The organism is Cupriavidus sp. PET2-C1 (genome assembly GCF_054515855.1).
Genome location: NZ_CM137260.1, coordinates 249,471 through 272,465 on the forward strand (window position 1 = coordinate 249,471; position 22,995 = coordinate 272,465).

The 22,995-nt window shown below is 65.2% G+C and carries 21 protein-coding genes; 8 read left to right on the top strand and 13 right to left on the bottom strand.

Annotated elements, in window-relative coordinates; all coding sequences use genetic code 11:
- Positions 1-22: 22 nt before the first annotated feature.
- The 4 genes from cyoD to cyoA form a co-directional block, all read right to left on the bottom strand.
- On the bottom strand, positions 23-397 hold the full coding sequence (gene cyoD, locus ACX12D_RS21120) for a cytochrome o ubiquinol oxidase subunit IV (protein ID WP_441631173.1): 375 nt from the start codon (positions 395-397) through the stop codon (positions 23-25).
- Positions 394-996, bottom strand: coding sequence for a cytochrome o ubiquinol oxidase subunit III (gene cyoC / locus ACX12D_RS21125; RefSeq protein WP_043354234.1), 603 nt, complete (start codon positions 994-996; stop codon positions 394-396). Before cyoC ends, cyoD begins: the two co-directional genes overlap by 4 nt.
- A gap of 3 nt (positions 997-999) precedes the next feature.
- Positions 1,000-2,976, bottom strand: a complete 1,977-nt coding sequence (gene cyoB / locus ACX12D_RS21130) for a cytochrome o ubiquinol oxidase subunit I (protein WP_459375475.1) — start codon at positions 2,974-2,976, stop codon at positions 1,000-1,002.
- An 80-nt stretch (positions 2,977-3,056) separates the two neighbouring features.
- A complete protein-coding gene (cyoA, locus tag ACX12D_RS21135) occupies positions 3,057-3,950 on the bottom strand; it encodes a ubiquinol oxidase subunit II (protein WP_459375476.1) in 894 nt (297 codons plus the stop codon).
- A gap of 306 nt (positions 3,951-4,256) precedes the next feature.
- Between cyoA and ACX12D_RS21140 the strand changes: the two genes are divergently transcribed.
- The 4 genes from ACX12D_RS21140 to ACX12D_RS21155 all read left to right on the top strand — a co-directional run bounded on the left by ACX12D_RS21140 (position 4,257) and on the right by ACX12D_RS21155 (position 8,339).
- Positions 4,257-5,660, top strand: coding sequence for an aminotransferase-like domain-containing protein (locus tag ACX12D_RS21140; protein ID WP_459375477.1), 1,404 nt, complete (start codon positions 4,257-4,259; stop codon positions 5,658-5,660).
- A gap of 169 nt (positions 5,661-5,829) precedes the next feature.
- A complete protein-coding gene (locus tag ACX12D_RS21145) occupies positions 5,830-6,687 on the top strand; it encodes an ABC transporter ATP-binding protein (protein ID WP_459375478.1) in 858 nt (285 codons plus the stop codon).
- Positions 6,688-6,693: 6 nt separating this feature from the next.
- A complete protein-coding gene (locus ACX12D_RS21150) occupies positions 6,694-7,530 on the top strand; it encodes an ABC transporter permease (protein ID WP_459376474.1) in 837 nt (278 codons plus the stop codon).
- Positions 7,531-7,535: 5 nt separating this feature from the next.
- Positions 7,536-8,339: an ABC transporter permease gene (locus tag ACX12D_RS21155; RefSeq protein ID WP_459375479.1), complete on the top strand. Its 804-nt coding sequence runs from the start codon at positions 7,536-7,538 to the stop codon at positions 8,337-8,339.
- 105 nt (positions 8,340-8,444) lie between these two features.
- On the opposite strand, the gene ACX12D_RS21160 is transcribed toward ACX12D_RS21155, so the two are convergent.
- The gene (locus tag ACX12D_RS21160) at positions 8,445-8,882 is read right to left on the bottom strand and encodes a hypothetical protein (RefSeq protein WP_441631185.1); all 438 of its coding nucleotides are present in this window, start codon (positions 8,880-8,882) and stop codon (positions 8,445-8,447) included.
- Between the two features lie 516 nt (positions 8,883-9,398).
- Here ACX12D_RS21160 and ACX12D_RS21165 point away from each other — a divergent pair.
- The 4 genes from ACX12D_RS21165 (at position 9,399) to ACX12D_RS21180 (ending at position 13,101) form a co-directional block, all read left to right on the top strand.
- Positions 9,399-9,620 carry a DUF1484 family protein gene (locus ACX12D_RS21165; protein WP_441631187.1) on the top strand — a complete coding sequence of 74 codons (222 nt, stop codon included), beginning with the start codon at positions 9,399-9,401 and terminating at the stop codon, positions 9,618-9,620.
- A gap of 177 nt (positions 9,621-9,797) precedes the next feature.
- Positions 9,798-10,133, top strand: coding sequence for a DUF1484 family protein (locus ACX12D_RS21170; RefSeq protein WP_441631189.1), 336 nt, complete (start codon positions 9,798-9,800; stop codon positions 10,131-10,133).
- Between the two features lie 594 nt (positions 10,134-10,727).
- Positions 10,728-12,041 carry a dicarboxylate/amino acid:cation symporter gene (locus ACX12D_RS21175; protein WP_459375480.1) on the top strand — a complete coding sequence of 438 codons (1,314 nt, stop codon included), beginning with the start codon at positions 10,728-10,730 and terminating at the stop codon, positions 12,039-12,041.
- 151 nt (positions 12,042-12,192) lie between these two features.
- Positions 12,193-13,101, top strand: coding sequence for an amino acid ABC transporter substrate-binding protein (locus ACX12D_RS21180; protein WP_459376475.1), 909 nt, complete (start codon positions 12,193-12,195; stop codon positions 13,099-13,101).
- A 45-nt stretch (positions 13,102-13,146) separates the two neighbouring features.
- Here the strand turns inward: ACX12D_RS21180 and ACX12D_RS21185 are convergent, their stop codons facing one another.
- The 8 genes from ACX12D_RS21185 to ACX12D_RS21220 form a co-directional block, all read right to left on the bottom strand.
- Positions 13,147-14,388 carry a polyhydroxyalkanoate depolymerase gene (locus ACX12D_RS21185; protein ID WP_459375481.1) on the bottom strand — a complete coding sequence of 414 codons (1,242 nt, stop codon included), beginning with the start codon at positions 14,386-14,388 and terminating at the stop codon, positions 13,147-13,149.
- 105 nt (positions 14,389-14,493) lie between these two features.
- Positions 14,494-15,852, bottom strand: a complete 1,359-nt coding sequence (locus tag ACX12D_RS21190) for a sigma-54-dependent transcriptional regulator (RefSeq protein WP_459375482.1) — start codon at positions 15,850-15,852, stop codon at positions 14,494-14,496.
- On the bottom strand, positions 15,845-17,620 hold the full coding sequence (locus ACX12D_RS21195) for a sensor histidine kinase (protein WP_459375483.1): 1,776 nt from the start codon (positions 17,618-17,620) through the stop codon (positions 15,845-15,847). The genes ACX12D_RS21190 and ACX12D_RS21195 overlap by 8 nt, the downstream gene beginning before the upstream one ends.
- A 196-nt stretch (positions 17,621-17,816) precedes the next feature.
- Positions 17,817-18,812 (bottom strand): cytochrome d ubiquinol oxidase subunit II, encoded by a 996-nt coding sequence (locus ACX12D_RS21200; protein ID WP_459376476.1) that lies wholly within the window; start codon positions 18,810-18,812, stop codon positions 17,817-17,819.
- 5 nt (positions 18,813-18,817) lie between these two features.
- Positions 18,818-20,221 carry a cytochrome ubiquinol oxidase subunit I gene (locus ACX12D_RS21205; protein WP_459375484.1) on the bottom strand — a complete coding sequence of 468 codons (1,404 nt, stop codon included), beginning with the start codon at positions 20,219-20,221 and terminating at the stop codon, positions 18,818-18,820.
- An 85-nt stretch (positions 20,222-20,306) separates the two neighbouring features.
- Positions 20,307-20,966, bottom strand: coding sequence for a DUF6781 family protein (locus ACX12D_RS21210; RefSeq protein ID WP_459375485.1), 660 nt, complete (start codon positions 20,964-20,966; stop codon positions 20,307-20,309).
- Between the two features lie 66 nt (positions 20,967-21,032).
- Positions 21,033-21,779, bottom strand: coding sequence for an acetoacetyl-CoA reductase (gene phbB, locus ACX12D_RS21215; protein WP_174425371.1), 747 nt, complete (start codon positions 21,777-21,779; stop codon positions 21,033-21,035).
- Positions 21,780-21,811: 32 nt separating this feature from the next.
- Complete coding sequence (locus tag ACX12D_RS21220; RefSeq protein ID WP_459375486.1) at positions 21,812-22,987, bottom strand: acetyl-CoA C-acetyltransferase; 1,176 nt, start codon at positions 22,985-22,987, stop codon at positions 21,812-21,814.
- Between the last annotated feature and the right edge of the window lie 8 nt (positions 22,988-22,995).

Genomic DNA, 22,995 nt, shown 5'->3' on the forward strand with positions numbered 1-22,995 from the left:
TGGGCCCATCGGGCCCGTGGTGTTAGTCGCGCAGGCGCGCGCGTTCCGGCGACATATCCATCGGCATCATGTTGACGTTCGCGTTATGCATGACCCACAGCGAGCCTGCCACGATGATGGCGATCAGCAGCCCGGTGCACACGAAGATCGCCGTGTTCATGCGCTGGTCCGCGGAGGTCCCGATATGCAGGAAAAACACCAGCTGCACCACCAGCTGCGCAACGCAAAGCACCACGATGGCGGCAAGGCCCATGCCCTTGGGCACGAACCCGCCCATCACCGCGCCGAACGACGCGAGGGTGAGCACCAGCGACAGCGCAAAGCCGATCGCATAGCCCTTCAGGCTGCCGTGCGCGGCGTGTGCCGCGGATCCTGTGTGGAGATGGGCGGTCTTCATACAAACTCTCGCAGATAGACAAAGGTGAACACGCAGATCCAGATCAGGTCCAGGAAGTGCCAGAACAGGCTGAGGCAGGCCAGGCGGCGCCGGGTCACGCCATCCAGGCCGAAGGACTTGACCTGGTGCATCATGACCAGGATCCACAGCAGGCCGCAGCTTACGTGCAGGCCGTGGGTGCCCACCAGGGAAAAGTAGGCAGACAAGAACGCGCTGACGCCCGGCCCCGCGCCGGCATGCAGCAGCTCGGCGAATTCATACAGCTCCATGGCGATGAAGGCCGCGCCGAGCAGGAACGTGATGCCCAGCCACTGGATGACCTGGCGCTCCCGACCGGGCTGCATGTTCAGCATGGCCACGCCGAAGGTGAAGCTGCTGATCAGCAGCAGCATGGTTTCGCCGAGCACGAACGGCAGCTCGAACAGCTCCCGGCCGCTCGGGCCGCCTGCCGTATTGCCGGCCAGCACCCCGAAGGTGGCGAACAGCACGGCGAAGATCAGGCAGTCGCTCATCAGGTAGATCCAGAACCCCAGCGTGGTCTTGGATCCGTCGTCGTGCGCGACGTGCTCGTGCGTGTTGTGAATGACTGTGTAGCTCATGGGTCAAGCCGCCTTGCGTAGCTGCGCATAGCGCGCGTTTTCGATGCGTTCGACTTCGGCCGCCGGGACGTAGTAGTCCACGTCGCGGTTGTAGGTCCGTGCGATGAAGGTGCCGATCACGCCCAGCAGGCCAAGGCCCGCGATCGCCCACATGTGCCAGACGAGCGCGAAGCAGAGCACCAGGCCGAACGCCGACACGATCACGCCCGCGCTGGTGTTCCTGGGCATATGGATGTCCTCGTAGTGGCCTGGCCGCACATAGGCGCGCCCCGCCTCCTTGTCATCCCAGTGTTGTTCCAGCGACGTGATGTGCGGCACATGGGCGAAGTTGTAGAAGGGCGCCGGCGATGCGGTGGCCCACTCCAGGCTGCGGCCATCCCACGGGTCGCCGGTGAGGTCGGGATTTTGCTTGCGGTCGCGCACGCTCACGGCCAGCTGGATGAGCAGGGCGACGATGCCGGCGCCGATGATCACGGCGCCGCACAGCGCCACGATCAGGTAGGGCTGCCAGTCGGCGTGCGTGTAGTGGTTCATCCGGCGGGTCATGCCCTTGAAGCCGAGCACGTAGAGCGGCATGAAGGCCAGGTAGAAGCCCACCAGCCAGCACCAGAACGAGATCTTGCCCCAGCGCTCGTTCAGGGTGAAGCCGAACACCTTGGGGAACCAGAAGCTCATGGCGGCCAGGCAGCCGAAGATGACGCCGCCAATGATCACGTTGTGGAAGTGCGCGACCAGGAACAGGCTGTTATGCAGCAAGAAGTCCGCGCCGGGCACGGCCAGCAGCACGCCCGTCATGCCGCCGATGGCAAAGGTCACCATGAAGCCGATCGTCCACAGCGTGGACGAGTGGTAGCGGATGCGGCCGCGATACATCGTGAACAGCCAGTTGAACAGCTTCACGCCGGTCGGGATCGAGATGATGGTCGTCATGATCCCGAAGAAGGCATTGACGTTCGCGCCGGAGCCCATCGTGAAGAAGTGATGCAGCCAGACGAAGAACGACAGGATGCCGATCGACGAGGTGGCGTACACCATCGACTTGTAGCCGAACAGCGGCTTGCCGGAGAACGTGGAGATGATCTCCGAGAAGGCCCCGAAGCACGGCAGGATGAGGATGTAGACCTCCGGGTGTCCCCAGACCCAGATCAGGTTGACGTACATCATGGCGTTGCCGCCAAGCTCATTGGTAAAGAAGTGCATGCCCAGGTAACGGTCGGCGGTGAGCAGCGCGAGCGTGGCGGTCAGCACCGGGAACACGGCAACGATCAGGATGTTGGTGATCAGCGCGGTCCAGGTGAACACCGGCAGCTTCATCAGCGTCAGGCCCGGGGCACGCATGCGCAGGATGGTGACGATGAAGTTGATCCCGGTGAGCGTGGTTCCCAGGCCCGATATCTGTAGTGACCATATGTAGTAGTCCACCCCAACCGTCGGGCTATATCCCAGCTCGGACAACGGTGGATAGGCGACCCAGCCCGTGGCGGCAAAGTCGCCGACGAACATCGACATCATCACCAGCACCGCGCCCGCTGCTGCCAGCCAGAAGCTGAGCGAGTTGACGAACGGATAGGCTACGTCGCGCGCGCCGATCTGCAGCGGCACGATGACGTTCATCAAGCCGAGGATGAACGGCGTTGCCACGAAGAAGATCATGATCACGCCGTGGGCGGTGAAGATCTGGTCGTAGTGGTGCGGAGGCAGGTAGCCGGCCGCATCGCCGACAGCGATCGCCTGCTGCGCGCGCATCATGATGGCGTCGGCGAAGCCGCGCAGCAGCATGACCAGCGCCATGATGATGTACATCACGCCGATGCGCTTGTGGTCGACCGAGCAGATCCACTCGGTCCACAGGTACTTCCATTTGCCGAAGTAGGTCACGGCGCCGAGCAGCGCGATGCCGCCCAGAATGACGGCGGCCAGCGTACCCATGATGATGGGCTCATGGTACGGAATCGCCTCGAGGTTCAATTTGCCGAACATGGATCAGTGCTCCGTGGCCGCGGCGCGGTGGCGTTGCGTGTGTTGCATGCAGTGCATGTGTTTCGGATTCATTGGCTTCATCAGTTGGCGGCCAGCGGGGGGCTTTGGGCTGTGCATACGTCGCCAAGCGCACCGCCACGCGCATCACCGCGCGCATCGCCACGCATATTGGCGCGCATATCGCTATGCATGTACTTGTTGACGATGTTCTGGAACAGGCCGGGCGCAACGCCCGCGTAGACCGTCGCCGGCTCCTTGGTGCTCGGCAGCTCCAACGTCTTGTAGGCTTGATCGTCCAGCGTCAGCGGCGACTGCCTGGCCTGCCGTACCCACGCGTCGAACGCCTCGCGCGAGGTGGCCACGGTGTCGAAATGCATGTCGGAGAAGCCGGGGCCGCTGTAGGCCGCGGACATACCCGCGTAGGTGCCAGGCGTGTCGGCGATCAGGTGCAGCTTGGTCTGCATGCCGGCCATGGCATAGACCATGCTGCCGAGCTGCGGGATGAACAGGGAGTTCATCATCGATTCCGCGGTGATGCTGAAATTGATTGGCGTATCGACCGGGATCGGCAGCCGGTTGACCGAGGCGATGCCGTAGTCCGGGTAGATGAACAGCCATTTCCAGTTCAGCGCCACGGCCTCGACGCGGATGGGCTTGACGGTCGACTCCAGCGGCTTGTAGGGGTCCAGCGAATGCGTGGTGTTCCAGATCAGCACTGCCAGGCCGGCCACGATCACGCACGGGATGGTCCAGATGACCACCTCGATACGCGTGGAGTGCGCCCACTTGGGCGCATACGTTGCCTTGGTGTTGGAGGCGCGATAGCGCCAGCCGAAATACAGCGTCAGGAAAATGACGGGCACGACGACCAGCAGCATGATGAACAGCGAGACCAGGATCAGCGTCTTTTCCTGGTGCCCGATGTCGCCCTTCGGGGATAGCAGCTCCAGCTGGCAGCCACTGAGAAGGAGCATCGCTGCTCCACCGAGGAACAGCCCCGCAGGGCGGAGCCCTCCCTTGCAAGCATTCAGCCAAGCGCTGGATTCTCGCCGGACAGCAGCGCCTGCCCCGGCAATTGAGTTACGCATAAGACACACCTTAGTTATGCATCACATAACCGGCGCGCGCGTCGGGACTGCCTGCCACGGCACGCTGGAAACCATCGCGAGAGAGGGGAGTCCGCCGGACTGGCGGGAAACGCATACAAAGCGTTAAATGTATGGATTTGTGTGATGCTGCGGCGCATGATAATGTAAGACAAAGGCCATACATCAAGCAAAATGCATCAGAGCAAATCCATACAAGATGAGGGCGCCGGTCCCGACTGGGCCGCCGCCTTCGTGCGCGGCGAGGGCGCGCGCTACCAGCAGATCGTTGGCTTCATCGAGCGCGCGGTCGGGGACGGGCGCCTGAACCCCGGCGACCGCCTGCCGCCGCAGCGCGCGCTGGCCAGGCAGCTCGGGGTGGATCTCACCACGGTGACGCGCGCATTCACCGAGGCCAAGCGGCGCAACCTGATCGAGGCGCGCGGGGCGCTGGGCACGTTCGTCGCCCCGCCAAAGGTCGAACTGGCGCAGATGGTCGACCTGAGCATGAACGTGCCGCCGCCGCCCGCAGGCGTGGATTTTCACGACTTGCTGCAGCGCGGCATGTCGCAGGTGCTGCTGCGCTCCGATGCGCACCTGCTGATGACCTACCAGCTTGGTGGCGGCAGCAGGGCGGACCGGGCCGCCGGCGCCATGTGGCTCAAGCCGGTGCTGGAGTCGGTCAGCCCGCAGCAGCTGATTGCCTGCCCCGGCGCCCAGGCCGCGCTGGCGGCGCTGATCCTCACGCTCACGCAGCCAGGCGAGGCGATCCTCGCGGAGCCGCTGACCTATCCCGGCCTGCGCGCGGCCGCCGAGCAACTCGGGCGCCGCGTGGTAACGGTGGCCACCGATGACGACGGCATGCGGCCCGATGCGCTGGAGCAAGCGTGCCGCGAACATGGTGCACGCGCGATCTACCTCAACCCGACCATCCAGAACCCGACCACGCGGACCATGCCCGCGCACCGGCGCCGCGATGTCGCGCTGGCCGCGCAGAAGTGCGGCGCCTGGATCATCGAGGATGATCCCTACTGGCTGCTCGGCAGCGACGCGCCGCCGCCCGTGGCCCACTTTGCGCCGGGCCAGGTTTATTACGTTGCCACGCTGTCGAAATGCCTGAGCCCGGGGCTGCGGACCGCCTATATCCGCCTGCCCGAAGCGCGCAGCCGGGCGGGCGTGCTGGCCGCGCTGCGCTCCTTCGCGCTGATGTCCACGCCGCTGTCGACAGCCCTGGCCACACAGTGGATTCACGAAGGCTCCGCCGCGCAGTTGCTGGCCGGGATCCGTACGGAAGCCTTCGCGCGGCGCGAGCTCGCGCGGCAGTTGCTGTTCAGCGCGGACCAGGCACCACCCAGCGGCATACACGTCTGGCACAACTTGCCGAGCTACTGGACGTCGCTGGCGCTGACGCAGGCCGCGCGTGCGGAGGATCTGCGTGTTACCGCTTCCGATGCGTTCTATGCTGGCCCCACGCCGCCCAATGCGATCCGCATCTCGCTGGGAGGTGTTGAGACGCGTGCCCATCTTGCTGCTGCGTTGAAGAAGCTGGCTGAGTTGCTGGTGCGCAGGCCGCAGATGTCTCGGGAGATTGTGGTTTAGAGAGCGTGTTTTGCTTCGGGTCTCCGCCGATCTGCGTGGCGAAGCGAGGGCCTCAAAACGACGCCAGGCGGACGCGCTGTGCCCGCGAGATCGGAAAGGTCGGGGTGGACCGCTGATCACACTTCATGTAAGCTTGCCCGCCCTCTTTGCGCCGCCATACCGCGCCGCCATGCCCCAGATCCTCGTCAGTCGTCTACGCAAGACCTACCGCATCCACGAGCGCGACCCGGGCGTGCTCGGTGCGCTGCGTGCATTGATTCGGCCGCGCTATCGTACGGTCGATGCGCTGGCGGGGGTGTCATTCGAACTGCAGCGCGGCGAACTGCTGGGCCTCATCGGCCCGAATGGCGCGGGCAAATCGACCACCATCAAGATCCTTGCCGGTATCCTGCGGCCCGACGGCGGCCGCGTTGAAATCGAAGGGCGCGTCCCTTTCGCCGACCGCGAACGGCACGTGGCACGCATCGGCGTGGTGTTCGGGCAGCGCACGCAACTTTGGTGGGATCTGCCGGTGGGCGACGGCTTCGCGCTGCTGCGCGACATCTATCGGGTCGACCCGGTGCGCTTTGCCCGCACGCGCGACGAACTGGTCGCGCTATTGCATCTCGAGCGCCTGCTCGACCAGCCGGTGCGCCAGTTGTCGCTGGGGCAGCGCATGCGCGCCGAGATAGCGGCGGCGTTGCTTCACGAGCCCGACATCCTCTTCCTGGACGAGCCGACAATCGGGCTCGATGCGCCCACCAAGCTCGCGGTCCGCGACTTCGTGCGGCGCGCCAACCACGAACGCGGCACCACCGTGCTACTGACCACGCACGACATGCATGACATCGAGGCGCTGGCCAAGCGCGTGATCGTGATCGGCCACGGCCGCGTGCTCGCCGACTGCGAGGTCGAGGCGTTGCGGTCCCAAGTGGTGGCCGCGCGCCGACTGGATGAGGGCCTGTCAGCGGACGCGGAAGACGAGGGTATGACCATCGAGGCCGTCATCGCGCACTTCTACGCGATGCACGGCGCGCTCGAGGCCTAGTCCATGATGGCGCCGCGCGAACTCGCGCGCCCCTATCTCGCGGCATTCAGATCCCGGTTCCTGCAGATGCTGCAGTACCGGCTGGCGGTATACGCGGGCTTCGTTACGCAGTGCTGGTGGGGGGGAATCAAGATCATGGTGCTGGTGGCGTTCTACCGCAGCGCGGTGGCGGCGAGCGCGCCGCTGTCGCTCGCGCAGGCCATCACCTATACATGGTTGGCCCAAGGGCTGCTCGCCCTGCTGCCGTGGATGGGCGACCCCGAGGTGGCGCAGGCGGTGCGCACCGGTGCCGTGGCATATGACCGGCTGCGGCCGGTCAATGCCTATGCGCTGTGGTTTGCGCGCTCGGCCGGCTGGACGGCGGCGCGCGTGCTACCGCGTGTGGCACTGATGCTAGCCTTTGCGGGCGTCGCGCTGCCAATTGCCGGGCTGGGTGAATGGGCCTGGCGGCCGCCTGCCGGACTGGCCGCGGGCATGGGCTTCATCGCCTCGGTGCTGCTCGCGCTGCTGCTGTCCACATCGCTGGTGATGCTGCTCAACATCGCGGCGGCAGCGGCGCTCAACGAACGCGGCATCAATACGCTGGCGGCACCCGTCGTCATCGTGTTCTCCGGGAACCTGCTGCCGCTGGTGCTACTGCCCGACACCTGGCAGACCGTGTTGCTGGTGCAACCGCTAGCGGGCGTGATGGATATTCCGGCGCGCATCTATTTCGGGCAGCTGGGCGGCGCGCAGATGCTCTGCGGGCTGGGCCTGCAATGCCTGTGGATTGTGCTGCTGGTGACGGTTGGCCATACGGCCATGGGCCGCACGATGCGCCGGCTCGACGTGCAAGGCGGCTGAGGCGCATGGGCTCGCTGGCATTGTTCGCCCGTCTGGTGATGGCTTCGCTGAGCGGCCAGGCGCGCTATCCGGGCTCGGCGCTGCTGCTTACGGTGGGGCAGTTCCTCGTCACCGGCGTCGAGGTGGTCGCGGTCTGGGCATTGTTCCACCGCTTCGGCGACGTGCAGGGCTGGAGAATTGGCGAGGTGGCGCTGTTCTATGGGCTGGTGAACTGCATGTTCGCCATCGCCGATGCCCTGGGGCGCGGCTTCGACGTGCTGGGCACGGCGTTGCTGCGCACCGGCGAATTCGACCGGTTGCTATTGCGGCCTCGTCCCTTGGCCCTGCAATTGATGGGGCACGACGTCCGCATCAGCCGTCTGGGGCGCTTGTTGCAAGGGCTGATGGTATTGGCTTTCGCAACGGTGCAGGTGGGCATCGCGTGGACACCGGGATCCATCGCCATTGCCCTGTTCGCGGTCGCAGGCGGCGTGGCGCTGTTTCTGGGCATCCTGGTACTGCAGGGCACGCTGTCTTTCTGGACCATCGAGAGCCTCGAAATCGCCAACGTCCTGACATACGGCGGCGTACAGGCGACGCAATATCCGCTGGCTTTGTATGCGCAATGGTTCCGGTACGTGCTGACCTTTGCCGTGCCACTGGCCTGTGTCGCCTACTACCCTGCGCTGACCATATTGGGCAAGCCTGATCCACTCGGCGCGCCTGCCTGGACAGGGCTGGTGTCGCCGTTGGCGGGCTTCGTTTTTCTCTTGGCGGCTTTCGGCGTGTGGCGTGCCGGGCTGCGCCACTATGCCTCGACGGGCAGCTAGTGGATCGTAACGTCTAAATAGGAAGTGTCATTATGCCCATGGAAGGCGTAATGAAACTGACCGGTAGCGAACGCGCGGAACTCGAGAAATAGGCCAGAGCAAACGTTACGGCCCACTAGTCAGCTCGATGAGTTGCAGCGCAAACGCGGCGCTCTCCTCGGGCGTCTTTCCGCTCTCAAGGTGCTCGTACACCAAGAGCACGATCTTGGCGCGCCGTTCATCCGACACATGTTGCTGCGTGGCCGCAAGACTCCGCTCCACCTCGACTAACGCCGAACCAAGTCGGCTGGCATCCATCCCCGCCGTCGCACGATTCGATGGCAGCCGTGCATCGTTTGCCAGCATCGGGCCGCTACCCGTCAGCAGCCAGTGCCCGTTCACGCCGGTCGCCTCGACGATCGCTGTCAGCCGCTTGGCTTTGGGGTCCGACTCGCCAGCGAGATAGTATTCCAGCGTCCTCCTCGGGATAGCTGCCCTGCGGGCAAGTTCATCGCCACTTCCAGCTATCTCTGCGCACTGCCGAAGCCGATCAACGAGCGACATGTCCTTGCATTTTCCTCAAGTTCCAAGATGAGGGGAGGGCGGTCGAACTTGTCGAGCGCCGGCTCAGCTCACTAGAAATAATCAAATAAATCAAAGGTGTACAGCGACCGCTCCCTCATGCATGGAGAGAGGTGGATGCGTATAGCTATATTTGGCTTGTTTTTATGGCCAAAACTGGCTAACATTGATTTCCATAGACACCCGGGACGCTGCGACGGTCGACACCTTGTGCTGTGCCGGCAGCGCAGCCCCAACCGCAAAACGCGATGTTCGGCATGCCAGCATCTCTACATCAATAGATGGCCCTTCTCAGGTCGTCTAGCTACCCGCAGTCGCGCAGATGCCCAGCCCGAATAGGGCTACATCGTCGCGCCGCATTCTGCACCGGATGCAAGCCGCGAAAGTCTATCAGACACGCAGGTCCTCACGGGCGAGGCGCCCGTCCAACAATCGGCCGACGTGCTCGTGCGCATCGCCTCACATGCCGCCGACACGCCGCCACTGATGGAGTCGTTGATGTCAGAGTACGTAACCGAGGCTGACCGCACAGCCTTACGCGAAACCATCCACCAATCCTGCCATGACCTCCTGCGCGTCAGCGCCGGCCTGGAATCCCTCCTGCTCCTGCTGGCGCTACAAGCCGACGAGCAAGCCGCCAACAACGGCCTGCATGCCCTGCTGGCGCCGCTAAAGCAGCAACTGGACCAGGCAGTGAACCGCGTGCAAGCGCTGTACTGAGCCGCATCCGTTCCTCACACCTGCACCGCGGCCCGCAAAGCCGCAGGCGGTGGGGATGCACACGCCTATCCGTGCAAGAACTCACCTCTGCCTCGCGCCGGGACGGTGCTCGTCAACACCGCCCATCGAAACGCTGATTTCCAGGATCGCAATCCGATCACAAGACAGGAGGTACCCATGACCGCCCGCCAACGTCGCCCGCGCACCGCAGCCGAAGCACGGGAAGCCGCCTTGGAAGCCAGGCTGATCGCCGAGCCCTTGCTGGCGGACAACGCAGCTGATTCGAGCCACGAGGCGACCCACCAAGGCTGCCACGAACTCCTGCGCATCAGCGCGCATCTGGAATCCGTCATCACGCTGCTGAACCTGCACGCGGGCGATAGCCGCCTCCATGCCTTGCTGATACCGCTAAAGCAGCAGCTGGACCAGGCATTGAGCCGGTGCCGGCGCTGTACCCGGGCCTGCGGGGTTCGTCCGCTATCCGCGCCTGCGTCGCCGCGTGCTGAGCCGTAACCGGCGGGGACTTGCGCATCGGCGGCGTCCTCACGCTGCTCGATCTGCATGCCGATGCCGCGATGGATGGCATCGGTTTTTTCGGATTCTGCATTCAACATTTTCATATCAGTGGGACAAGCTGGGGCGGCTGGCTGCGCTCACCAACGAGAACGGCGCCCGGACCGAGTTCCAGTACGACCCGGTAGGCCGCCTGCTGCATGAGACCGGGTTCGACGGCAAGGCAACCCGCTACCACTACGAGCCGGCCAGCGGGGTGCTTGTGCAGGTCATCGACGCCAACCTGTTGGTGACGGCGTTCGACTTCGACGCAGTTCGACGTGGAGAGCACGGCGCTGCCGCACGCGGTGGCGCCCGCGCGCCGGTGGATGCTCGACGATGTTGGCAGTTTTCAGTGAGTTTCCTAGTCTCATAGTCATGGGGGAAGGCATGCATGTCGAATCCGGGCTGTCATTGGCCGCAGGCTAACCATCCAATACGAGAAAACGCAAGCAGGACGCGGTCCGAACCGGACCGCGGGGGGCCAATTCGCCTGAACAGATCCGGGGGTGGCGGCTTCGGAAACGCAGGCTCACAAGAAGCCAAGGAGCAGTCATGAAAAAAAAGCGCCCAATCACCACCTACATCGTCATCGCGATGATCCTCGGCGTCATCGTCGGGTATAGCTGTAACAAGGCCTTCCCGGATCCCGGTACCGCCAAGGAGATCGCCGGCTACATATCGATCTTCACCGATGTCTTCCTGCGCCTGATCAAGATGATCATCGCACCGCTGGTGTTCTCCACGCTGGTGGTCGGCATCGCGCACATGGGCGATGCGAGTACCGTTGGCCGCGTCGGCGTGAAGGCGCTCGGCTGGTTTATCGTGGCTTCGTTTCTCTCGCTCACGCTGGGCCTGATACTGGCCACCCTGCTGCAGCCCGGCCACAATATCGGCCTGCCGTTGCCAGACGTGGGGGCCGCCACCAACCTGAAGACCAACGCCTTCACGCTGAAGGATTTCATTACGCACCTGGTGCCGAGGTCCGTGGCGGAGGCCATGGCCACCAATGAGATCCTGCAGATCGTGGTGTTCTCGATTTTCTTCGGTACCGCGCTGTCGACGCTGGGGGAGACGGGCAAGCGGCTGGCGGGCGTCATCGACGATCTTGCGCAGACCATGCTCAAGATCACCGGTGCCGTGATGTGGATGGCGCCGCTGGCGGTGTTCGCGGCCATTGCTTCCACCGTGACCACGCAAGGGCTGGGCATCCTCATCACCTTCGCGAAGTTCATGGGCAGCTTCTATCTGGGCCTGCTGGTGCTGTGGGGCTTGCTGGTGGCGGCCGGGTTCTTCTTCCTGGGCAAGCGGGTGTTCACGCTGATCCGCCTGATTCGCGAGCCCTTCCTGCTGTCCTTTTCCACCGCCAGCTCGGAGGCCGCCTATCCGAAGATGCTCACCGCGCTGGACCGGTTCGGCGTCAACCGCAAGATCTCCAGCTTTGTGCTGCCGATGGGCTACTCCTTCAACCTCGACGGCACCATGATGTACTGCACGTTCGCCGTGCTGTTCATCGCGCAGGCCTACAACATTCACTTGCCGCTCGGTACCCAGATCACCATGCTGCTGCTGCTCATGCTGACGTCCAAGGGCATGGCCGGGGTGCCGCGCGCATCGCTGGTGGTGATTGCCGCCACGCTGAACCAGTTTGGCATTCCGGAAGCCGGCTTGCTGCTGATCATGGGGGTCGACCAGTTCCTGGACATGGGCCGCTCGGCGACCAATGCGGTAGGCAACTCGATTGCCGCCGCCGTGGTGGCGAAGTGGGAGGGCCAGCTGGCGGGCGAGTCGGATGTGGAAGGCGAGGGCGACAGCACCGCGTCGGATGCGCACGGCCCGCTCGCCAAGCCGGACGCGGTCCAGGCCTGACCGGCGTGCGCGCCGGGCGCCTCGCTGGCGGCCTCGCGCATGGCGTGCCTGGCATTGTGCGAACGATCATTGCAGGAGTGCAAATCAAATGACTTCAAACGGAGCACGCGTGAGCGCCGGGCGCAGCGGCCGCAAGTGCCGGCAAATCGTGATGTGGGCGGCCGTTGCGCTGTGCGCGGCATTGGCCGCCGGCGCGGCGTCGGCACAACAGGCGGGGGAGCTGGCCGGCACGCTGAAGAAGGCGAAGGAAAGCGGCACCCTGACCATCGGCTACCGCGAGTCGTCCTTGCCATTCTCGTACCTGAACCGGCTTGGCAAGCCGGTCGGCTATTCCATCGATATCTGCCGCGCGATCGTGGACGCGGCGGCGGCGGAGGTGGGGCGCGACGTCAGCATTCAATGGACGCCGGTCACCTCGGAAAATCGATTCGATGCGGTCACATCCGGCAAGGTCGACCTGGAATGCGGCTCGACCACCAGGAACGCCGAGCGCCTGAAGCGCGTGTCGTTCTCACCGGTGATCTTCGTGGCCGGGACCAAGCTGATGGTGCCGAAGGGATCGCCGATCAAGTCGTTCAAGGACCTGAAGGGGAAGACCGTGGTCGCGACCGGCGGCACCACGAACGTGGAGGCGCTTGAGCGGCTCTCGGCCCGCTTCGGCCTGCAGCTGAACGTCATCAAGGCGCGGGAACATGCCGATGCGTTCCAGGTCTTGCAGCACGGTGGCGCGGACGCCTATGCGGGGGACGATGTGCTGCTGTACGGCTTTCTGCGCAGCAGCGCCGCCGGCGGCAGGTTCCAGATCGTCGGTGATTTCCTCTCCTACGATCCCTACGGGATCATGTTCCGCAAGGGCGATCCGCAGTTCGCCGCCGTGGTGGACAAGGCGGTGCGCGAGATGGCCGTGTCCGGGGAACTGGATCGCATGTACAAGCAATGGTTCATGAACAAGCTGCCCACCGGCGAGCGGCTCGGCTTGCCCATGAGCGCGCAGCTCGATGAGCTGATACGGGCCATCCCCGACCAGTCGGACGAACGGATCAATGGACAGACGGACTAAGGCGCTAAGGGGCGCCTCCGGCCTGGCCGCAGGCGCCCGCAAGGCTCAGCGATAGCTGGCGATGAACGCGCGCAGCTGCGGATAGATCTCTTCGCGCCAGCGCCGGCCGGAGAAAATGCCGTAGTGCCCGCAGCCCTGCGCCGTCACATGCTGCTTGCGCGCGCTGGGAATGCCCGCGCAAAGATCGTGCGCCGCCGCGGTCTGGCCCGCTCCCGTGATGTCGTCCAGTTCGCCCTCGATGGTCAGCAGCGCCGCGCCCGTGATGTCCTGCGGCCGTACCGGCTTGCCGCCGATCTCCCAGGTGCCGCTGGCCAGCCGGAATTCCTGGAACACGTCGCGGATCGTATCCAGGTAGTACTCGGCGGCCATGTCGAGCACGGCGTTGTACTCGTCATAGAAACGCACGTGGGCCTCGGCGTCGTCCAGGTCGCCGTCGACCAGGTTCTGGTAGTAGTCGTAGTGCGAGGAGAGGTGGCGATCCGGATTGGTCGCCACAAAGCCGGCGTGCTGCAGGAAGCCCGGGTAGACCTTGCGGCCGTGTCCCGGGTAGTTGGCCGGCACGGCATGAATCACGTTGTTCTCGAACCACGCGAAGGACTTGTCGGTGGCCAGCGCGTTCACGGCAGTGGGGCTGCGGCGCGCATCGATCGGGCCGCCCATCATGGTCATGGTCCGCGGCGTGGCCTCGCCGGCGGAAGCCAGCAGCGAGATGGCGGCAAGCACAGGCACGGCCGGCTGGCATACGGAGACGACATGCAGGTTTTCCGCGCCAATGTGGCGGATGAAGTCCTGAATGTAGTGCACGTAGTCGGTCAGGTGGAACGGGCCGTCCTGCGCAGGCACCATGCGGGCATCGATCCAGTCGGTCACGTAGACCTTGTGATGCTGCAGCAGGGTTCGCACCGTATCGCGCAGCAGGGTGGCGTGGTGGCCGGACAGCGGGGCGCACACCAGCACCACCGGCTCGTCCTTCAGCCACTGGATGACCTGCGGATCGTCGGCATAGCGCTTGAAGCGCAGCAGCTTGCAAAAGGGCTTCTCCATAATGGTCTGCTCCACGATGGGAACGTCCCGCCCGTGGCATTGCACCGATTTGATGTCGAAGGGCGGCTTCTTGTAATCCTTGCCGAGGCGGTAGAGCAGTTCGTAGCCGGCGGCCATCCGGTTGGCGCCCGGCATCATGGACAGCGGGCTGAGCGGATTGGTAAAGGTGCGCGACGTGGCTTGCGCCAGCGCGGTGAGCGGCAACAGCAGGGCGCTCTTGAGTTCGTGGAATTGGTAAAGCATGGGGAATACCTGTCAGTCTTGAAAATAGGGGGGGGGCGTCCCTCGCGCTACCGGGGGCGATGGTGGATCAGGTGGCTCAGGTGGCTCAGCTGGATTACGCCTGGGTTACTCCTCGGCCTGCACCTTGTCATAGGCGATTTGCAGACGGCGCAGCTTGGAGTACAGCGTTTGCTTGGGGATGGAAAGTGCGCGGGCGGTCGCCGCCACATCGCAGTTGTTACGCTTGAGTTCCTCCATGACAACAACCCGCTCAAACTGTTCGAGCTGGTCGGGCAGGCTGTTGCCGTGCTCCGCATGGCTGCCGTGCAGCTCGAAATCGTCGGACAGCAGCCCGAGCACGAAACGGTCGGCCACATTGCGCAGCTCGCGCACGTTGCCAGGCCATGAATGGGACAGCAGCAGCTCGAACTGCGCGTTCCCGAGCACCGGCGCCGGCCGGTTGAAGCGGGTAGCGGCCTGCAGGATGAGATGCTCGAACAGCAGCGGGATATCTTCGCGCCGCTCGCGCAGTGGCGGCAGGTCGATAAAGGCCACGCCAATGCGGTAGTACAGGTCGGCACGGAACTTCTTTTGCTCGCTGAGGAGTTTCAGGTCTTCCTTGCTGGCAGCAATGACCCGGCAATCCACCGCGATGGGCTCGTTCGACCCCACCCGTTCGATGGAGCGTTCCTGCAGCGCGCGCAGGAACTTGACCTGCACCGACATCGGCATGCTTTCGATCTCGTCGAGGAACAGGGTGCCGCCCTGCGCATGCTCAAACTTGCCGCAGCGCCGCCGCGTGGCGCCCGTGAAGGAACCCACCTCATGCCCGAACAGCTCGCTCTCGGCCAGGGCTTCGGGCAGGCCGCCGCAGTTCAGCGGCACGAAGTTGCCGGTGCGGCGAGCGCTATGGTCATGCAGGCAGCGCGCCACCAGGTCCTTGCCCGTGCCGGTCTCGCCATAGATCACCACGTCCGCCGGCGCATCGGCCAGCGCGCGCACGGCGCGGCGCACCCGCTCCATCTGCGCGGAGCGTCCGATCAGGCAGGCCTGGATCCCGTGCCAGCTTTCCAGCTGCTCGCGCAGGCCCAGCACTTCCAGGCTGAGCTTGCGGCGGTCGGCGGCGCGCCTGACCACGGAGACCAGCCGCTCGGAGGAGCACGGTTTCTCGATAAAGTCGTACGCGCCCTCGCGCATGGCTTGCACTGCCATGGAGATGTCGCCGTGGCCGGTCATCAGGATCACGGGCAGGTCGGGGTCGATGTGCCGGATCTCGTTGAGCCAGGCCACGCCATTCATGCCCGGCAGCTTCACATCGCAGACCACCACCACCGGCTCGCCGATGCCGATGCTGCTGCGCGCCTGCTCCACCGATGCAAAGCCGTCCACGGCGAAGCCCGCCAGCTCGAGGGCCTGCGAGCTGCCAACCAGCACATCCTCCTCGTCCTCGACAAAAACCACGCGGATGGGATGGGTGTCAGTCATGGCTTTGTCTCTCATGCGACGGCGCCAGCGGCAGCTCGACCACGAACTCGGCACCGGCAGGCGCAAGGTTGCGGGCATACAGGCGCCCACCGAATTCGCGCACGATGTGCGCCGAGATCATCAGGCCAAGGCCCAGGCCCTTGCCTGCCGGCTTGGTGGTAATGAATGGGTCGAACAGGCGCGGCAGCACGTCGGGATGGATGCCGGGGCCTGTGTCGCGGATGGTGACGATGCAGATGTGCTCTTGCCGGGCCGCGTGGATCTCCAGCTCCCGCACCGGCGCGCCCGACAAGGCATCGGCGGCATTGCCCAGCAGGTTGACCAGCACCTGCTCGACGCGGATCTCATCGGCCAGGACGCGGATGTCGTCGGGGTCGATCGCTACGCTGACCGTGATATCGCGCTCCCGCATCCGGGTGCTGACAAGGAGCAGCGCGTCCTGCACCGCCTGGCGTACCAGGACCGGCTGCACCGCATCCTGGGACTTGAAGGCAAAGACCTTGAGCTGCTGCGTCAGCCGGCCAAGGCGATCGATCAGCTTGGCGATGCGCTGGAGGTTGCCCGCCACATCCTTGAGCCTGCCTTTTTCCAGCAGCACCTCGGCGTTGTCCGACAGCGTGCGCATGGCCGCCAGCGGCTGGTTGAGTTCATGCACCACGCCGGCGGACATCTGCCCGAGCGCGGCCAGCTTGCCGGCGTGGACCAGGTCGCTTTGCAGCGCGCGCAGCTCTGCCGTGCGCTCCAGCACCTTGGCCTCCAGGCCATCGTGCGCGGCGCGCAGCGCGCGTTGCGCGGCGGCTTGTTGTTGCGCGGCGCGCAGGCGCAGCGCAATCACCAGCGCCAGCAGCAGGATCACCATGCAGGCCAGCAGGGCGCCGATGGCGGCGTTGCGGGCCAGGTTGCGCGCCGGCAGTTCGTCATCCAGCAGCATGATGCGCCAGAGGCCATGGTTGACCATGCGCTCCGAGGCCAGGTAGTCCACGCCATCCAGGCGCACGCGCGTGGTGTGCGCGTCCAGCCTGGCGCGCACCTGCCAGTCCAGCGGCATCAGGTCGGACTTGCCGTAGGTGCGCGCCAGGCCGGCCTCGGCCAGCATCGCTTGCGTCAGCGGCGCCAGCGGGCGCAGCCGCCACGGCGCAAGCGACGCCAGGATGACCACATCGCGGGCGTCGACCACCAGCACCTTGCCCGGGATCTGGACCCAGTTACGTTCCACCGCGTCGAGGTTGACCTTGACCGTGGCCACGCCGCGCTGCGCGCCGCCTTGCTGCAGCGCGTAGGCGAGGTAATAGCCGGGCCGGCCGGAGGTAAACCCTACGCCGTAGAAGCGGCCCCGGCCGTGCTCCAGCGCATCGCGCATATACGGCCGGAACGAGAGATCGGCGCCCACCGGGGTGCCCGGCTGGTCCCAGTCGGCCGCCGCCAGGGTCAGGCCGGAGCGCTGCGTGACGTACAGGTTGTCCGCGCCGGCGGTTGCGGTGATGCCGTGCAGGTAACGGCTGACCTGCTGCTTGAGCGCCACGTCGTCGGGCCGGCTGAGCAACGCGAAGACATCCGTGGTGGATTCGAGCAGCGATGGCAGGTAGTCGAAGCGGGACAGCTCGCCGTCAAGCCGCGCGGACACGACATCGAGGTGATGCTGGGCGGCAACCCGCAGCTGATCGAGCCCGGCGCGCAACGCCATGGCATAGGCCAGCCACGTGGCCAGCGCGATCGCTACCAATGCCATACCGCACCAGATCCCCATGCGCATACGGCCGAGATTCATGTCGCGAGCCCTTTCTCCGCGGTCCTCAACGATGCAGGACTTGTCGTCCGGATACCAGTGATGGAAGCGAGACCTGTGCTCGTCCAGGCACAGGTCAGGTGAATGCAGTGTACTCCCGGCGCACGGCTGCGCGAAACCCGCGCGGCCGTCGGCGGGGCCTTGCGTTGTGTCGCGCCGCAGCATGTTCCGGGGCCAGCTAGGCATAGCGGAGTTCGCCGGTCTTGCCACGGAATACCCGGTACGTGAACACCGTGTAGCCGGCAATGGCCGGCACCGAGATGCACACGCCCACCAGGATCACCTTCAAGGCTTCCGGGCTGCTGGCGGCCTGCCAGATCGTCAGGCGGTGGATCACGACAAACGGAAAGATGCTGTAGGCCAGCCCGAGGAAGCTGAGTACAAAGACCCCGATCAGCAGCGCGAAGGGCAGCCAGCTCACCGGCCCGCGCACCACGCGGGTGTTCAGCAGCATGCGCACGGCCACGAGCGCGACGCCGGTCACCAGCGGGATGGAGACAAGGGCGACGATCTGCGGCAGCACGAACCAGCGCTCGCGCACCACCGGGCTGATCCACGGCGTGGCGATCGAGATCAATGCCAGCCCGCATACCATCGGCGCCCACGCGATCCTGGCCCAGTGCACCGCGCGCTGCTGGAGTTCGCCCTCGGTCTTCATGACGAGCCAGCACGCGCCGAGCAGCACATAGGCCATCGGCAATGCCACGGCGATGGCCGCAGCAAACAAGGGGTAGTTCCAACCGGTACCGAAGCCACTGATGTAACGTCCCAGCATCCATCCTTGCGACACCGACGCGATCGTCGAGCCGGCGAAGAAGAGGCGGTCCCACATCGGCTTGTGCGCGCTCTTCACCTTCACCCGGAAGTCGAACGCCACGCCACGCAGGATCAGCCCCACCAGCATCAGCGTGACAGGCAGGTAGAGCTCGGTCAATATCAATCCGTGCGCCTTAGGGAAAGCCACGAGGAGGATGCCGATGCCGAGCACCAGCCAGGTTTCGTTGGCATCCCAGAACGGGCCGATCGATGCCACCATGACGTCTTTCTCGGCCGGGGCCGCCCGGTGCATCAGCATGCCGACGCCCAGGTCATAGCCATCGCTGATCACGTAGACCAGCATGGCCACGCCCATCAGCGCCATGAAGATCACGGGCAGGGCGTCGTCGAAGCGCATCCAGGTCATGGTTGGCTCCCGGCAGGCAAGGGGCGCGCGGCGATCGTGCCGGACGCAGGCGTGGGTTGTCCGGCGTGATCGGCCCCGAGCGGCGTTTCCGGTTTCTCCGCCAGGTACTTGAGCACGCTGACATAGGCGACGATCAGCGCGAGGTACACCGTCGCAAACAGCGCCAGCGTCAGGGCGATATGGGGCGCCGGCACGTTGGAGGCAACGTCGGCGGTGCGTACCAGGCCGTAGACGATAAAGGGCTGGCGTCCGATCTCGGTGACGTACCAGCCGGCCACCGTGGCAATCCAGCCGGAGAAGGTCATGCCTGCGAATCCCCACAGCAGCGCGCGCGGCAGCCGCTGCGGCTGCCAGCCGGCGCGGCGGTACCACCACCAGCCCAGCCAGCTGGCCGCCAGCATCAGCACACCCATGCCCACCATCACGCGAAACGCGAAGAACAGCGGCAGCACAGGCGGATGCGCGTCGCCGAACGTGTTCAGCCCGCGGATCTCGCCGTCGGCGCGGTGCGTCAGGATCAGGCTGGCGAGATGCGGGATGCCGATCGCCGCGCGGTTGGTGCGCGCGCCGGCATCGGGAATGGCGAAGAGCAGCAAGGGTGCGCCGCGCTCGGTTTCCCACACGCCCTCCATGGCCGCGATCTTCTGGGGCTGATGCGCAAGCGTGTTGAGCCCGTGCATGTCGCCAATCACGATCTGCAGCGGGATCGCGACGGCAGCGAGGGTCAGCCCGACTCGCAGCACCTTGGGCGCGGATAGCTGTCCGGTGCCCTTGAGCAACTGCCAAGCGCTCAGCCCCGCGAGCAGGAAGGCGCAGGTCAGCGCCGAGGCCAGCAGCATGTGGCAGAAGCGGTAGGGGAAGGAGGGGTTGAAGATGACGGCGAGCCAGCTCTGCACATGGAACTCGCCATGGATGATCTCGTAGCCCTGTGGCGTCTGCATCCAGGAGTTCAGCGCCAGGATCCAGAAGGCGCTGAGCGTGGTGCCGAAGGCGACGAAGAAGGTCGACATCAGGTGTATCCGCTCGCCCACCTTGCCGTGGCCGAACAGCATCACGCCAAGAAAGCCGGCTTCGAGAAAGAAGGCGGTCAGCACTTCATAGGCGAGCAGGGGCCCGGCAATATTGCCAACCGTTTCCATGAAGCCCGGCCAGTTGGTGCCGAACTGGAAGCTCATGGTGATGCCGCTGACCACGCCAAGCGCGAACGTCAGCGCGAACACCTTGGTCCAGAACCGGTAGGCGCTCAGCCAGGCATGGCGCAGCGGTGGCGAATCCGCCTTCAGATAGCGCCAGCGGAAGAACAGCAGCAACCATCCCAGGCCAATGCTGATGGTCGGGAACAGGATATGGAATGTGATGTTGGCAGCAAACTGCATGCGCGCCAGCAGGATGGGATCCATCTGTCCGGGCTCCTCCGTGGGTTGTGGATGGGACGCCGCGCTTGCGGCGTCCCGGTTGCTGCATGGCGGTGGGGCTACCGCGAGGTCAGCGCTTGCCTTCCCCGTTCAGGCCATTCGACATACCGATCAGCACGCCGCTGACCAGCGTGGCGTAGTGCGCGAGCCAGGCCTCGGTGCTGCTTTGCGCAAAGGCCCGTCCCTCGCGCGCGAGCTCGCGCGCCTGGGTGGTCAGTTGCTCGACCACCGCCGTGGCGCTGGCGCCGGTTGCCGTGCCCTTCAGCTTCATGCCGTCCAGCACCGACGACCACGGCCCCTGCACCGACTGCGGCAATTCGCCGACGGATTTGGCGACCGAGCTGAACAGCGCGTCCTCCATCTTCTCGATGTCGGCCACGGCCTTCTTGAGGTGGGTCTCGCGCAATTGGGCGCCCTGGTCGACGATCTGCTGCAACGCCCGGCGATTGGCCTCCACCGCCTGCACCAGCGCGGCGTCCATGCCCTGCGCGACCTGGGACAACATCGGCTCCAGCCCTGGCCCGGCGAGCCCGCTGCTGGCCACCCCGGCGGAGGCCGCCTGGGTGACCATCTTCAGCGTGTCCTTGATGCTCTTCAGGGTCAGCTCCCGGCCTTGCAACGCCTTGAGGGTCGCCTGCTGGACAGCCTGTTGCAGGGATTCGCCTTGCTTTTCCGACGCTTGCGCGAACTGCTTGATCAGCGCGTCGTGATCGATGCCCATGGATTTCATATGGTCTCCGGTTGCTGCCTTGCCTTGTTGTTGTCTTGCCAGATGGCCGTCATCGCTGCGCCCGCGTCACTGCATGTGCTGGCCGCCGTTGATGGCGATGTTGGCGCCGGTCAGGAAGGCGGCTTCCTCGGAGGCCAGGTAGATGATCAGGCCCGCCACTTCCTCCGGCTTGCCCAGGCGGCCTACCGGGATCTGCGGGAGAATCTTGGTATTCAGGATCTCCTCGGGAATGGCCGTGACCATCTTGGTGCCGATGTAGCCGGGCGAGATGGTGTTTACCGTCACGCCTTTCCTGGCAACCTCCAGGGCCAGTGCCTTGGTAAAGCCGTGCACGCCGGCCTTGGCGGCCGAGTAGTTGGTCTGGCCGAACGCGCCCTTGGAGCCGTTGACCGACGACACATTGACCACGCGGCCCCAGCCGCGCTCGACCATGCCGTCCGCGACTTGCTTGGTCATGTTGAACAGGCTGTCCAGGTTGGTGCGCAGCACCATGTCCCAGTTCACCTTGTCCATCTTCTTGAACGTCATGTCGCGCGTGATGCCGGCGTTGTTGACCAGCACATCGACCGGGCCGGCGACCTCCGTCACGGCCGCCACCGCCTTCGCGCACGAATCGATGTCCGCCACATCGCAGGGCACGGCGAGGATGTCGTAGCCGCGTGCCTTCATCTGCTGAACCCATTCACCATGGGTGGTGTTGCCGGGCGAATAGGTGACCGCCACCCGGTAGCCGGCATCGGCCATCTTGGTGGAAATGGTTTCGCCCAGGCCGCCCATGCCGCCCGTGACCAGTACTACGCGTTGCTTGCTCATCGTTGATTTCTCCTTGTGGAATGCATGTTGTCTTAGCGCTCGACGGCCAGCGCCACGCCCATGCCGCCGCCGATGCACAGCGACGCCAGGCCGCGCCTGGCGTCGCGCCGTGCCATTTCATGGAGCAGGGTGACCAGGATGCGGCAGCCGGACGCGCCGATGGGATGGCCGATGGCAATGGCGCCGCCATTGACGTTGATCTTGCTGGCGTCCCAGTCCATTTCCTGGTTGACCGCGCACGCCTGGGCGGCGAAGGCCTCGTTGATTTCCATCAGGTCCAGGTCGTTGATGCTCCAGCCCGCCTTTTGCAGGCAACGCTGCGAGGCCGGGACCGGGCCCATGCCCATGATCGTGGGGTCAAGCCCGGCGCTGGCGTAGGAGGCGATGCGGGCCAGCGGCGTCAGCCCCAGCTCGCGCGCCTTGCTGGCCGACATCATCAGCACTGCCGCTGCGCCGTCGTTCAGGCCGGAGGCATTGCCCGCGGTGACGGAGCCGGCCTTGTCGAACGCCGGCCGCAGGCCCGCCAGGGCATCGGCCGTGGTGCCGTGCTTGATGAACTCGTCGGTATCGAACACCACCGTGCCCTTCTTCGAGACGATCGAGACCGGCACGATCTCGTCCTTGAAACGGCCGGTCTTCTGTGCCAGCTCGGCCTTCTGTTGCGACGCGGCCGCGAACGCGTCCTGCTGTTCGCGCGAGATGTTGTAGGCCTTGGCCACGTTCTCGGCGGTGGTGCCCATGTGGTACTGGTTGAAGGCGTCCCACAGGCCGTCGACGATCATGGTGTCGGTCAGCTTCCAGTCGCCCATGCGCTGGCCGTCGCGCGAGCCTGCCAGCACGTGCGGCGACGCGCTCATGTTCTCCTGGCCGCCGGCGATGACGATATCCGCGTCGCCGCACTTGATGGCCTGGGCCGCCAGGTGCACGGCCTTCAGGCCGGAGCCGCAGACCTTGCCGATGGTCATGGCGGGCACGGTGTTGGGCAAGCCGGCCTTGATGGCGGCCTGGCGCGCGGGGTTCTGCCCGCTGCCAGCGGTCAGCACCTGGCCCAGCAGCACTTCGTCGACCATCTCGGGTTTCAGGCCGCTGCGTTCGAGCAAGGCCTTGATGACCGTGGCGCCCAGCTCGGGGGCCGGCACCTTGGCGAGCGATCCGCCGAACTTGCCCACGGCGGTTCTGGCCGCGGCGACGATAACAACATCTTCCATGTGACTCT